A 13,519-nucleotide genomic window follows, 5' to 3' on the forward strand; every position below is an offset into this window, starting at 1 on the left:
TTTTAAAAATTAAAAATAGTATCATGAAGATTGAACAAATATATACAGGTTGCCTGGCACAAGGTGCATATTACATAGAAAGCGAAGGTGAAGTTGCTATTATTGATCCCTTAAGAGAAGTAAAAGGTTATATCGCTAAAGCGGAAGACAATAATGCTAAAATTAAGTACATCTTCGAAACACATTTCCATGCAGATTTCGTTTCTGGACATGTAACATTATCTAAACAAACTGGAGCTCCAATTATATTTGGACCTACAGCAAATCCTTCTTTTAATGCTATTATAGCTGAAGATAATCAAGAATTTAAGCTGGGTAAAATTACAATAACAGCCTTGCATACTCCTGGTCACACCATGGAAAGCACGTCTTATTTACTAAAAGACGAAAACGGTAGAAATCATGCTATTTTTAGTGGTGATACTTTGTTTTTAGGTGATGTTGGTCGTCCAGATTTAGCACAAAAAGCCGCAAGCATGACTATGGAAGAACTTGCAGGTTTATCTTTTGATAGCCTTCGAAATAAAATCATGCCTCTTGCAGACGATGTTATTATATATCCTGGACATGGAGCGGGTTCTGCTTGTGGAAAGAATATGATGAAAGAAACTGTGGACACTTTAGGGAACCAAAAAAAGATGAATTATGCTTTACGTGCAGATATGACTAAAGCCGAGTTTATTAAAGAACTAACCCAAGATTTATTACCGCCTCCAAAATATTTTCCTTTAAATGTAAAAATGAATAAGGAAGGTTACGAAGATATTGACAAAGTGATTGAGAAAGCCTCTAAAGCATTCTCTCCCGAAGCATTTGAAACTGCTGCTAACGAAACTGAAGCACTTGTTTTAGATGTTCGTAATCAATCTGAATTTATAAAAAGTCATATTCCGCGTTCTATATTTATAGGCTTAAAAGGTGGTTTTGCACCTTGGGTTGGTGCTTTAATTGCAGACGTAAAGCAACCGCTATTATTAGTAGTAGATAAAGGGAGTGAAGAAGAAGCTATTACAAGATTATCTCGTGTAGGTTTTGATAATACTTTAGGGTATTTAGAAGGAGGTATAGAGGCATGGAAAGCAGCAGGAAAAGAAACAGATACTCTAACGTCTATTTCAGTCGAAGAATTCAAGTCGAGATTAGAAAAAGATAGTATTCCAGTTTTCGATGTAAGAAAAGAAGGTGAGTTTATTGCAGGACATATTGAAAACGCAAATTTCACACCTTTAGGTGATTTAAATGCGTATTTAGAAGAATTCCCAGACAACAAGCCCTTTTACGTGCATTGTGCAGGAGGTTACCGTTCTGTAATTGCAGCCTCAATTTTAAAAAGTAGAGGGATTCATAATTTAATTGATATTGCAGGAGGAATGGACGCCATAAAGAAAGTAGGTATTCCAGTGTCAGATTTTGTTTGCCCAACGACTCTAAAAAAATAACATTACTATATATGGATTTAATTTACAAGACTTGGCCATGGTATGTGGCTGGACCACTAATTGCATTAACAATGTTTTTACTCATAAAAATGGGTAAGAAATTTGGAATGTCTTCTAATTTAAGAACAATGTGTTCAATTGGTGGCGCAGGAAAATTTGTTGATTTTTTTAAGTTCGATTGGAAAAAAGACGTTTGGAATTTGTATGTCGTGCTAGGCGTAATTTTTGGTGGATTTATAGCGTTACAGTTTTTATCTCCAACAGCGCCACAAATAAATCAAGACGTTGTTATACAACTTCAAGAACTCGGAATTAATAGTACAAATACAGCCTTTTTACCAACAGAGTTATTTAGTCTCGAAAGTGTATTATCAATTAAAGGTTTTGCAATTATATTAATTGGTGGGTTTCTTGTTGGTTTTGGTTCTCGATATGCAGGAGGATGTACTTCTGGTCATGCCATTTCTGGATTAAGTAATTTACAAATTCCATCTTTAATTGCAATTATTGGCTTTTTTATTGGGGGTTTAGTAATGGTTCATTTAATATTTCCTTTAATTTTTTAATAGCAACCGAGCTTATAAATAAGCTTGATTTTAAACAAAAGGTTAAATGAAAATACATTAAACCTTGAAAAACAATAAAACATAACAAATGAAAAGTTTTTTATCATTTTTTGGTATCGGTTTATTTTTAGGAATATTATTTATTAAATCGGAAGTCGCTTCATGGTTTCGTATCTACGAAATGTTTCAATTTAAAAGCTTCCACATGTACGGTATTATAGGCTCTGCCATTGCCTTAGGTATAATAATAGTGAAATATTTAAAACACAGTCAAGCTAAAGGTTTTTGGGGAAAAGAAATTAACATTATGCCTAAAGAAAAAGGTTTTACAAGATACATTTTAGGTGGAATCATCTTTGGATTAGGTTGGGCACTTGCAGGCGCTTGTCCTGGACCAATGTTTGTGTTAATAGGAACAATGTTACCTAGTATTATAGTGCTTATTCTTGGCGCACTTTTAGGGACTTTTGTTTTTGGTATCTTGAAAGATAAGTTACCGCATTAAGAAAAATATTTTTAGTTTGTAATTCTGCTAGTTTTTAAGTCTTGCGGTTTTATGCTGTATTTTTTTTAAACCTTTCGAGGTTTATGAAAATAGGGATTACCTTTTTAGGCCTAATGTAAATATGTTCTAAAATAATAACTTCGGTTTTCTGTAACATTTTAAAAGATTCTTCGTCATATAAGTAGCAATCAATGGTGCTGAATGCTTTTCAGTAAACCAAAAATCAAATAACCATGAAGGAAGATAGACAATTATTAGTATTTACTCACTTAAGTCAATTATTAACAGCAATAACAGGTTTTGGAGGACTTATAGTCCCTTTAGTAATTTGGTTTACTAAAAAGGACGAGAATTATCAAATAGACGAACAAGGAAAGAAAATTATTAATTTTCAATTAAGTTTAATTGTAAACTTTATAATCTGTATACCATTAATATTATTTTTTGGACTCGGATTTTTAGGATTTATTATTTTAGGCATTATCTCTATATTATTCCCAATAATTAACGCTATAAAAGCTAATAATGGTGAAAACCCAACGTACCCTTTTAGTTATAATTTTATAAACTAGAGACGTTAAAAACAATTTTTAAACTAGGATTAGTTTTTGGATTTCTATTGCTGTGTCTTTGGTACTCTTTGCATCAATTATTGATTAAAGACTTTAACAAAGAGAATCTACCGAAAGTATTAGTAGAATATAAAATACCTTTATCTTATAATCTTGTTAGTTAGTTAAATTTTATTTTAAGATAAAGAAAGCGCAACCTGAAAAGGTTGCGCTTTTGTATTTATAGGAAATGCATTTTAAATTCATTTAGTAAAGTTATCCAGCGAGTCTATATCGTAATAGGTATTTGTTCTGTATTTTAAAATGGGTATTTCTACGCTATTTTAATATTGCCATTAATATTATTTTTATATCTGAAAATAAATGGTAGTGTATGACAACTAAAACGGTAATAGGTTCTGTTCCTAAAGATTTAAAAACACCTAAAAGAGGAATATCTAATGCGATTATTGATGAACTAAGTGAAGAGATTAACAATATGTTATCCTTTGCCATATTTAACGGAATAACAATAAACACAGATGTAAATGCATTAATACAAAATAGCACTGTGGATAATTTAATTCACGCTCATAACTTGCTGTGTAAAAATGTAGCACCAGCAACACCTAAATCTATAAAGTTTACTAAAAAATTACACCTTGAAGGTAAAAACAAATCTGTTTTAAATAAACTACCATTAGTTAGAAACTTAATAATTTTAGCAATTATTTTTTTGGGTATTTTTATTATAACGGGCCTATCTCCAAACGTAAATAATGATTCTTTAGACAAAGGAATCATGGATAATCATGGTTTGCCATTACTCTTAAATCTTGGTTATCTAGCCTCGGTATCTGGCTTAGGAGTCTTGTTTTATTTGCTAAAAAATGTTAGTACGTCTGTAAAAAAAGGAGTTTTACTTCCAGAAGAATCAATAGAGTATATGGCACAAATTGTACTGGGTATTATTGCGGGATTAATTTTAGCCGAAATATTGTCACTTTATTTAACTGACCCTGAAAAAATCAATCTATTTAATAAAAGTGTACTCGCTTTAATTGGAGGTTTTTCTTCCGATGCAATTTTCACTATTCTTCAAGGACTTATAGATAGAATTAAATCCATTTTTATTCCAACAAAATCTTAATAACTAATTATGAAAAATCGAATATATATTATCTTATCTGTGTGTAGTTTTCTTGTTTTTGGCTGTGCTACTATTCCTTCTTCTACTGCAATCTTAACTCAAGAAGTTATTAAAGAAGCAGATGAAATGCACCAATTAAATATTATTTTGGTAAACCAACTTTTCGAAGAACGCAAACAAGTTATAAATTCGTTTATTACTAATGAGTATACGCCGACTATTATAAAAAAGTACGATGCATTATTGCCGGACAGTTTAGATTATAAAAAAGAACTTCCTAATATTATGAAAAGTATTATACCAGTAATAAATCGTAAAAAGGATTCTTTGCAAAGTGTTTTAAGTACTCAACAAGAACAAATAATCACTGGCCTTAATACTAATTATTCAAATTATAATAAATCGACTATTGCTTTACAGGGTTTAATAAACTCTGCGGTAAAGTTGAAAACAGCAGAAAGTGATGCTTTAGCTTCAATACAAAGATTAACAGGAGATTCTGTAGATGTTAAAAAGGTAGAAAGCGCAATAGATGGTTTTTTACAAAAATCTGGCTCAGATATGGGTAAACTATTAGAGGTGAAAAATATTTTAAAAAATAATTAAAACAATAGAATTATGGCAGATATAGATTGGAGTGATTTAGCCGAAAAAGCAGCATCTCAAACAGATGCAGAGCTTAATACACAAATGGCAAGTTTAACAAGTTTAAAAGTTACAGAAATTGATGCTTTTATTGCAGAAAGTAATATTAGTAATGCAAATGCAATTAAGGTTTTACAAGAAATAAATGCAGCAACATCTTCAAACTGTCAAAAAGCAACAGCTATTGCAAATATTAATAATGGAGTTGGTTTTTTAATACGGATAGTATCTAAAGTCGTATAATTATTTATTGCTAGTCAATGAGTATTAATCTCGCCTAAAGTTTAAATTAAAAAGCGCAACCTTATAAGATTGCGCTTTTTAATTTATTATTTTTGTCATTCCTGTGAGGCAAAGGAATCCATTTGTAATTTTGTAATACTCATGAGATTCATGCTTTCGCAGGACTGTCTTAGTTGTTCAACATCACTGGCATAACAAGCATTGTTACATATTCACCTTCATCTAATCCATCAACTGGAGTTAAAATCCCAGCTCTGTTTGGCATACTCATTTCAAGTTGAACCTCTGAAGCATTCAAGTTATTAAGCATTTCACTTAAAAAACGTGAGTTAAAGCCAATTTGCATATCATCACCTTGATAATCACAAGTTAAACGCTCTTCGGCTTTATTAGAGTAATCAATATCCTCTGCAGATATATTAAGTTCTGCACCAGCAATTTTTAAACGAATTTGGTGTGTAGTTTTATTTGAGAAAATACTAACACGCTTTACAGAGTTTAAAAACTGTGTACGATCGATAGTTAATTTATTCGGATTTTCTTTTGGGATTACCGCTTCGTAATTAGGATATTTTCCATCAATTAAACGACAAATTAAAACAGTATTCTCAAAAGTGAATTTAGCGTTAGAATCGTTATAGTCTATAGTTACATTTTCTTCGCTTGCAGATAAAATCCCTTTTAATAACGTTAAAGGTTTTTTCGGCATTATAAATTCTGCAACTTGAGAAGCAGAAACATCTTCACGTGTATACTTTACAAGTTTATGAGCATCAGTAGCCACAAACGTTAAGTTATCCGTCGAAAACTGAAAGAAAACACCACTCATTACTGGTCTTAAATCATCGTTTCCAGCAGCGAAAATGGTTTTGCTGATAGCCGTTGCTAAAATATCTCCAGCTATTGTTGTACTTGAAGGATCTTCAAGAGCAACAGCTTTTGGAAACTCTGCACCATCTGCATAAGCTAAAGCGTATTTACCATGATTAGAACTAATTTCTACAGTGTTATTTTCTTCAACAGTAAACGTTAACGGTTGTTCAGGAAACGTTTTTAATGTATCTAATAATAAACGTGCAGGAATTGCAACACTTCCTATGCTATCGCTCTCTATATCTAATTTTGAAGACATAGTCGTTTCTAAATCACTAGCCGAAACGGTGAGTGCATTATTATCGATATCGAAAAGAAAATTATCTAAAATGGGTAAAGTATTAGAGCTGTTTATTACACCTCCTAATACTTGTAATTGCTTTAGTAAATATGTGCTTGATACTATAAATTTCATCTTATTTATATGGTATTATGGTCTGTGTTATCATTTTGAGCGTGCTATTTTAAATCAAAAAATAACAAACCTGAGTTTAATACAAATATAGAGTTTAACAGTCAAAATCTGAAACAAACTTATTAACAGTTTATTCCTTTGGGATCTATAAAAAAAGGAATCACTTTTTATACTTTTTTAGCGTATTTTTTCTTTCTTAAAAAGTTGAAAACAAAGCCAAACAAGCCTAAAAGCAATAAAGGTAATACAATATTTATGACTTGCCATTTTGTTTTCTCTTTTGCAATTTTTGCTTGATCTAAGAACGCTACTTTTACTTCCTTGCTACGAATGTTTATAAGTCCGTCGTCATCCAATAGATAGTTCACTGCATTAAGTAAAAATTCCTTGTTCCCATAAGTTTCTTTAGTCCATTTATCGAAGCCCAAAGTGGTCGGTCTGCCCTTATCTAAATCGTTTTTAATAACGTCTCCATCGGCGATAATAATCATTTTGGTATCAGCACTTTTTGTCTTATCATTTTCAAGCTTAAGCGGTTTTACGCGATTGTTATAAACCGAAGTAAATTCACCTTCTAACAGTACAGCAAGATTCTGTCTGTCTTTAGTGAAAAGCTTTGAGTCGGGCTCTTGTAATGCAAAGCTTAAACTTATTTCTTTAGGCGTACCTTCTAAACGACTTGGCTTATCACTTTTAAGTAGAATAGTTTTCTTAATATCGTTTTTAAGTGTGTCTATTTGGTTGGCAAAATCGAACTTTACAAAGTTTATGTTGTTAGTAATTGGATGTTGAACATCGCTTAAAGCTAAAGGCGAATAAGGCCATAAAAAGTGTTGTAATTTTAAACTTTCATCTTGTCCAGTTTCTAAGGTGATTCTGCCAATGTTCTGACTCTTAACACTTGTGAGTAAAGGATTAATACGTGCTCCATATTTAAAAAAGAAGTTTGTTAAGTTTAAATCACGAGGTATTGCAACATTCTTACCTTCAGGATTAAATAAACTATCCTTTTCCATGTTTATTTTATCTATTAACCACATGCTTTTTCCACCATTCATGGTGTATTGATCGAGAACATATTTCTCTTCTTCAGAAAAAGCTTCTGTTGGTTTTGCAGCAATTATTAAATCGTAAGTATTTAATGATTTTGATGCTTTTTGAGGGTTTGTGGCTACGCTATCCAAAGTAAAAGGAGCAATGTAATAGTATTGACCAAGGGTTTTTACAAAGTCAAATATATATTTATCGTCTAATTCAGAATTCCCTTTTAAAATGGCGATTTTTCTACGTTTAGGATTTACCAATTTACTTAAACCATCTGCAAAAGCATATTCTAAATGTTGAACGGAATTAGTAACTGTTTCTTGCTGATTGGCATTAACTTTATATTTAACTAAAGGAATATCTACCGTTTGATTGTTATAACTCGCCAAAGCCCAAGGAATAATAACACGTTGCGATTGCGTTCCGTTTTCTTGAACACTTAATTGCATAGGTGTTAAGCCACGTTCTGTAAGCTGAGCAATATTGCGATCGCGAGTTGCTAAGTCTTCTATAGGATTTATAAAATTGAATTTTATACTACCATTATAGGCCGAAAATTCCTCAAGTAACTGCTTTATTTCGGTTTGCAGTCTTCTATATTCTGCAGGAAAATCGTCACCTTCTAAAAACACATCAATTAGAATTGGCGAATCAACATCTTTAACAATATTTAAAGACGCTTCATTTAATGTATAACGACTATCTGAAGTTAAATCGAAACGTTGATATAATGAAGAGCTAGTAACATTAAATACAACTAATAGTATGGGTAGAATAGCAAGATGTAGCCACTTTATAGGTTGAGAGCCTTCTGCATTAATACGTTTAACAGTAAGGAATATAAAGAAAACGGTTACACTTAAAAAGTATAGAATGTCTCGCGTATCTAAAACACCACGACTCATACTTTTATAGTGTGAAGCCATACCAATTTGTTCTACGAAACGTCCTAAAGCATCTGCTAAACCTTCAAAACCTATATAAAAAAGGAAACATAAAAAGACAGCAATTATAAAAGCTACAATTTGATTATCGCTTAAAGTAGAAGAGAAGATTCCAATTGAAGTATAGGCTGCTATTAAAAATAACAATCCAAAATACGAGCCTAAAGTACTACCAACATCTAGATTACCAATAGGTTTCCCTAATTGATTAACAGTGTAAACATAGAGTAGTGTCGGTATTAGCGCTAAAACGATAAGTAAAAAGGCACCTAAATATTTACCAAGTACAATTTGTAAATGTGATATGGGTTTGGTTAATAACAACTCTAAAGTACCTTGCTTTTTCTCGTCGCTAAAACTACGCATAGTAACTGCTGGAATTAGGAAAATAAGAATCCAAGGCGCCAATAGGAAAAATGAAGAAAGATCTGAAAAACCGTAGTCCAAAATATTAAATTCACCTTTGAACAGCCATAAAAATAGACCATTTAATAGCAGGAATATCGCTATTACCAAATATCCAATTGGTGATGCGAAAAAGGAATTTATTTCTTTTTTTAAAAGTGCAAACATTAATTATATAGTATTATGTGACGCTTAATTTTGTTATCATTCTAGATAAAACTTTAGGAAAAAACCGTTTAGTATAAACGGCAAGTTTTTCCTTAAAACCAGCAATATAGACTTCTTGTCTCTTTTTTAGGATTGCTTTAGCCATTAATTTAGCAAAATAATCTGGTGCAATACCATTTTTTGTTGCTTTATCCATAATCTGCTGTGCAGTGCCATCACCAGTTAACGCATTGATTGAGACATTAGTATTAACAAAGCCAGGACAAACTAAAGTTACAGTGATATTATCCTTATAGAGTTCAGCTCTTAAGCTATCAAAAAAACCATGTAAAGCATGTTTGCTAGCGGCATAACTAGATCTCAACGGTGTGCCTATTTTACCAACGATACTTGTGGTTACTACAACTTGACCAGATTGATTTTTAATAAAATGTGGTAGCATCAATTTTGTTAAAGCGATGGTTCCTAAATAATTAATATCTATCAAGCGTTTATCGACAGCAATTGCAGTGTCTTTTGCTAATTCACGTTGGCTAATACCTCCATTATTAACTAAAATATCAATTTTCCCAAAAAATGAAATTGCATTATCCACTTTTGGTTTTAAGTTATTATAATCTTCTAAATCTAAAGGGATTAATTTTACTTTTTCTGAATTTTCACAGAGCTTCTTTACCGTTTTCAAAGCCTTAAGGTTTCTTGAAGATAAAATAACGTTAGCACCTTGTTTCGAGAGTTCAATAGCTAAATGTTTTCCTATACCAGAAGAAGCACCAGTTATCCAAACAACTTTATTAGTAAAACTCATAGTTTAATACTTTATGATCCCAAACTCACCAATTTATCTACACTCCAAGCTTCAGGCTTCGCATTAAACATTGGTTTTGTTTGTGCCCAAATACCTTTAAACAAATCAGAATGTCTGTAATTATTTAAATCGGCTTCGGCGTTCCAATAAGAATATGTGAAAAAGATATTTGTATTGTGTTTATCACGATATAATTCAAGAAACTGGCAACCTTCAAAATTGCGAATCTTATCTTTTACCGTTTCAAAATTTGCAAGAAATTGTTCTATGTTTTCTTCAGCAAAACTCATTTTTACAATTCTTACAAACATTTTTTTATTTTAGTTGTCAGTCTGAGTACAGTCTAAGACCTTTTAATTTATTATTTTAAAGTATTTAAAATGCACTCATTACGATATTTATTTCAAGAAATTAATAGAAACGGTATCTCTAAGTCTCAAGCCCATTAAATTACTCGCTCCACCAACGTTACCCGTATTACCCTTATAAATAGCAATTTCTAAATAGTTAGACGAATTAAAAACCACCAATCCACGACCTTCGTCATTTCTTAACTCTTCAGCAGTTTTAAAATTTACAATGTCACTATATTTTGCGTGTATTTTTTTAAACTTATGGTTTCTTGCCGACACTTCAAAAGCGCGCCCTTTTTGCACAGTTTCAAAAAACGATTTTTTTATATTGGTGACCACATTGCCATAATTATCAACATAAATAATGCTGCCTATAATTTGTGTTTTTTCATCGTTAACATAAGGTTCTAGGTTTTTTATAGGTTTAATCGTTCTAATACTTTTGCCTATAACACCTAAAGTGCCACCACGAGCAATGTGGCAAGCCACTTTTACAAAAACATCAAGGACAGGGAAACTGGTTTCAATCTTATCGTGAATGTTAATTTCTACAATCTGTTTCGGAGAAATTTCTGCACAAATCATACTCATAATCCCATTATTAGCACACACAAAAAAATGACCATCCAATTCAATGACAATATGTTTGTTTTCTTCGTTAATTTCAGAATCAATACCAATAATATGTATGGTGCCATCTGGAAAGCTACTATATGCATTTTGTATAATATAAGCGGCTTCAGGAATGTTAAATGGAGAAACAGAATGTGAGATATCAACAATTTTAACTTCAGGCATTTCGCTGTAAATAGCGCCTTTAGTAGCACCAGCAAAGTGATCTTTCTCACCAAAGTCTGTTGTTAGAGTGATGATTGCCATTTATAATTGTTGATAGTTTTTTAATTAACTGTGTTTTATTAACGCAGCAATTTGTTAAGTTAGTAACGCGGAACAAATCTAATGAAATAGAATAAATAATTTACCTAAAACAGCTGCCATTTGAACGAAATAATAATTCTACTTGAAGAAATCACTCCAAAAGAATTTTTTGGACCAGGAAACGAAAATATTAAACTATTAAAAAAGCACTTCCCTAAATTAAAAATTGTAGCAAGAGGTAATCAAATAAAAGCCTTTGGAGAAGAAGAACTTTTAGACGCGTTTAATAGAAAACTCAAAATGTTACTCAAGCATTTTACTAAACACAAAAAATTAGACGAAAATGCCATCGAGCGCGTATTAACAAGCAGTACGAGCGACGATTATACTACCACTGCAAAAAGTGGAGAAACAATAGTTCATGGTGTAAATGGGAAATTAATAAAAGCCCAAACTGCTAATCAGCGTAAATTGGTAGATCTCATGCGTAAAAACGATATGGTTTTTGCTATTGGTCCAGCAGGAACCGGAAAAACCTATACAGGAGTCGCATTAGCAGTAAAAGCATTAAAAAATAAAGAAGTAAAGCGTATTATTTTAACGCGACCAGCAGTAGAAGCAGGTGAGAATTTAGGTTTCCTTCCTGGAGACTTAAAGGAGAAACTTGATCCGTACATGCAACCATTATACGATGCATTACGAGACATGATTGCACCCGAAAAATTAACACAATACATCGAAAATGGAACCATTCAAATTGCACCTTTGGCTTTTATGCGTGGTCGAACTTTAGATAATGCTTTTGTTATTTTAGACGAAGGACAAAACACCACGCACGCACAAATGAAAATGTTTTTAACGCGTATGGGAAAAAACGCGAAGTTTTTACTAACAGGTGATCCAGGACAAATAGACTTGCCACGTCGTACCGTTTCTGGTCTTAAAGAAGCGCTATTGGTTTTAAAAGATGTTGAAGGCATTGGCATGGTTTTCCTTGATGATAAAGATGTTGTGAGACATAAATTAGTTAAGGCTGTAATTGCTGCCTATAGAAATATTGAAAATATTGAAGCATAAATTTTTTTGGAGCCAGGAACCTGCTTTCGGCAGTCGCTCTCTACGAGGAGCTTCAACAAAGCCTCAATCAGGGCTAAAGCAACATAACTAAAAACAAAATTGATTTTAAATTGAAACGTTATTGCTAATCACTTTTTTGTGATGTGACAATTGTATTAACAAGGAACAGGTTCTCACGTCGTTTCTCTCCTTATAATGATATTAAATTTAAAATTTATCAATATTTTTGCACTTTCAATTTAACATAACTTATTGTCACACTGAGCACAGTCAAAATGCTAAGTACTAAATAACAAATGAGCAACACAATAACAGATTCAAATTTCAACTTTACCGGACAAAAAAGCGTTTATAAAGGAAAAGTGAGAGCAGTATATAATATCAACGATAAAGAATTGGTAATGGTAGCAACAGATAGGCTTAGTGCTTTTGATGTGGTAATGCCAAAAGGAATTCCGTTTAAAGGGCAAATACTAAACCAGATTGCCACAAAATTTATGGCGCAAACGGAAGATATTGTACCAAATTGGCTAACAGCCACACCAGATCCAAATGTTGCAGTTGGTCATTTATGCACACCATTTAAAGTTGAAATGGTTATTCGTGGTTACATGTCTGGTCATGCAGCACGAGAATACAAAGCAGGAAGACGATTACTTTGCGGAGTAGCAATGCCAGAAGGCATGAAAGAAAACGACATTTTTCCTTCGCCAATAATTACTCCGGCTACAAAAGCAGAAATGGGAGACCATGACGAGGATATTTCTCGCAAAGACATTATTAAAAAAGGAGTAGTTAGCGAAGTAGATTATCTTGTTTTAGAAGAGTATACACGTAAACTATTTCAACGTGGAACAGAAATAGCAGCTTCTCGAGGCTTAATTTTAGTAGATACTAAATACGAATTTGGAAAAACTAAAGAAGGGAAAATTGTATTGATTGATGAAATCCACACGCCGGATTCTTCACGTTATTTCTATGCAGATGGTTATCAAGACCGTCAAGATAGAGGTGAAGAGCAAAAACAACTTTCAAAAGAGTTTGTGCGTCAATGGTTAATTGCTAATGATTTCCAAGGCTTAGAAGGACAAACGGTTCCTTTTATGAGTGACGAATACATTACTACTGTTAGTGAACGTTATATAGAATTATACGAGAATATTATGGGAGAAAAATTTGTTAAGGCAGATGTTTCTAATATTGATAAAAGGATTGAAGACAATGTAGAAGCGTATTTAGCTAAATAAATATCTATACTTATTAAATAAAAAACCTCACCTGTTTAAAATGGGTGAGGTTTTTTATTTGAATTCATCAACAGTAACTACTGTTGATGCTTTATTTTAGTAAGCTTTATAGCAATTGTACCAATTGCTTTTCGTGACTTATTTTTTTCTAGATATTTAGTTTTCTTTAATGCATTATGAATATTAACAAAAAAGGATTCCAAAATT

14 protein-coding genes are annotated in these 13,519 nt (G+C 32.1%); 9 read left to right on the forward strand and 5 right to left on the reverse strand.

Features of this window, described 5'->3' with window-relative positions; all coding sequences use genetic code 11:
• Positions 1-23 precede the first annotated feature (23 nt).
• The 7 genes from RH82_RS03415 to RH82_RS03445 all read left to right on the forward strand — a co-directional run bounded on the left by RH82_RS03415 (position 24) and on the right by RH82_RS03445 (position 5,099).
• The gene (locus RH82_RS03415; RefSeq protein WP_034058074.1) at positions 24-1,439 is read left to right on the forward strand and encodes an MBL fold metallo-hydrolase; all 1,416 of its coding nucleotides are present in this window, start codon (positions 24-26) and stop codon (positions 1,437-1,439) included.
• 11 nt (positions 1,440-1,450) lie between these two features.
• Positions 1,451-2,005 (forward strand): YeeE/YedE family protein, encoded by a 555-nt coding sequence (locus tag RH82_RS03420; protein ID WP_034058075.1) that lies wholly within the window; start codon positions 1,451-1,453, stop codon positions 2,003-2,005.
• 88 nt (positions 2,006-2,093) lie between these two features.
• A complete protein-coding gene (locus tag RH82_RS03425) occupies positions 2,094-2,510 on the forward strand; it encodes a DUF6691 family protein (protein WP_034058076.1) in 417 nt (138 codons plus the stop codon).
• A gap of 233 nt (positions 2,511-2,743) precedes the next feature.
• The gene (locus tag RH82_RS03430) at positions 2,744-3,082 is read left to right on the forward strand and encodes a DUF4870 domain-containing protein (protein WP_034058077.1); all 339 of its coding nucleotides are present in this window, start codon (positions 2,744-2,746) and stop codon (positions 3,080-3,082) included.
• A 373-nt stretch (positions 3,083-3,455) separates the two neighbouring features.
• Positions 3,456-4,211, forward strand: a complete 756-nt coding sequence (locus RH82_RS03435; protein WP_052158194.1) for a hypothetical protein — start codon at positions 3,456-3,458, stop codon at positions 4,209-4,211.
• Between the two features lie 9 nt (positions 4,212-4,220).
• Positions 4,221-4,817 (forward strand): hypothetical protein, encoded by a 597-nt coding sequence (locus tag RH82_RS03440; protein WP_034058078.1) that lies wholly within the window; start codon positions 4,221-4,223, stop codon positions 4,815-4,817.
• 12 nt (positions 4,818-4,829) lie between these two features.
• Complete coding sequence (locus RH82_RS03445) at positions 4,830-5,099, forward strand: hypothetical protein (protein ID WP_034058079.1); 270 nt, start codon at positions 4,830-4,832, stop codon at positions 5,097-5,099.
• 169 nt (positions 5,100-5,268) lie between these two features.
• Here RH82_RS03445 and dnaN read toward each other — a convergent pair whose 3' ends face one another.
• The 5 genes from dnaN to RH82_RS03470 all read right to left on the reverse strand — a co-directional run bounded on the left by dnaN (position 5,269) and on the right by RH82_RS03470 (position 10,988).
• Complete coding sequence (gene dnaN, locus RH82_RS03450; RefSeq protein WP_034058081.1) at positions 5,269-6,387, reverse strand: DNA polymerase III subunit beta; 1,119 nt, start codon at positions 6,385-6,387, stop codon at positions 5,269-5,271.
• A gap of 167 nt (positions 6,388-6,554) precedes the next feature.
• Positions 6,555-8,948, reverse strand: a complete 2,394-nt coding sequence (gene gldG / locus RH82_RS03455) for a gliding motility-associated ABC transporter substrate-binding protein GldG (protein WP_034058083.1) — start codon at positions 8,946-8,948, stop codon at positions 6,555-6,557.
• A gap of 13 nt (positions 8,949-8,961) precedes the next feature.
• Entirely contained in the window at positions 8,962-9,756 is a 795-nt protein-coding gene (locus tag RH82_RS03460) for an SDR family oxidoreductase (protein WP_034058085.1), read from the reverse strand.
• Positions 9,757-9,767: 11 nt separating this feature from the next.
• Positions 9,768-10,067: a putative quinol monooxygenase gene (locus RH82_RS03465; RefSeq protein WP_034058086.1), complete on the reverse strand. Its 300-nt coding sequence runs from the start codon at positions 10,065-10,067 to the stop codon at positions 9,768-9,770.
• An 87-nt stretch (positions 10,068-10,154) separates the two neighbouring features.
• Entirely contained in the window at positions 10,155-10,988 is an 834-nt protein-coding gene (locus tag RH82_RS03470) for an SAM hydrolase/SAM-dependent halogenase family protein (RefSeq protein WP_034058088.1), read from the reverse strand.
• A gap of 120 nt (positions 10,989-11,108) precedes the next feature.
• On the opposite strand from RH82_RS03470, the gene RH82_RS03475 reads away from it, so the two are divergent.
• Together RH82_RS03475 and RH82_RS03480 are read left to right on the forward strand one after the other, a co-directional pair.
• A complete protein-coding gene (locus tag RH82_RS03475) occupies positions 11,109-12,065 on the forward strand; it encodes a PhoH family protein (protein WP_034058089.1) in 957 nt (318 codons plus the stop codon).
• 296 nt (positions 12,066-12,361) lie between these two features.
• Positions 12,362-13,312, forward strand: coding sequence for a phosphoribosylaminoimidazolesuccinocarboxamide synthase (locus RH82_RS03480; protein ID WP_034058090.1), 951 nt, complete (start codon positions 12,362-12,364; stop codon positions 13,310-13,312).
• The last annotated feature ends 207 nt before the right edge of the window (positions 13,313-13,519 follow it).

Source organism: Lacinutrix jangbogonensis (genome assembly GCF_000797445.1).
Taxonomy (GTDB): Bacteria; Bacteroidota; Bacteroidia; order Flavobacteriales; family Flavobacteriaceae; genus Lacinutrix; species Lacinutrix jangbogonensis.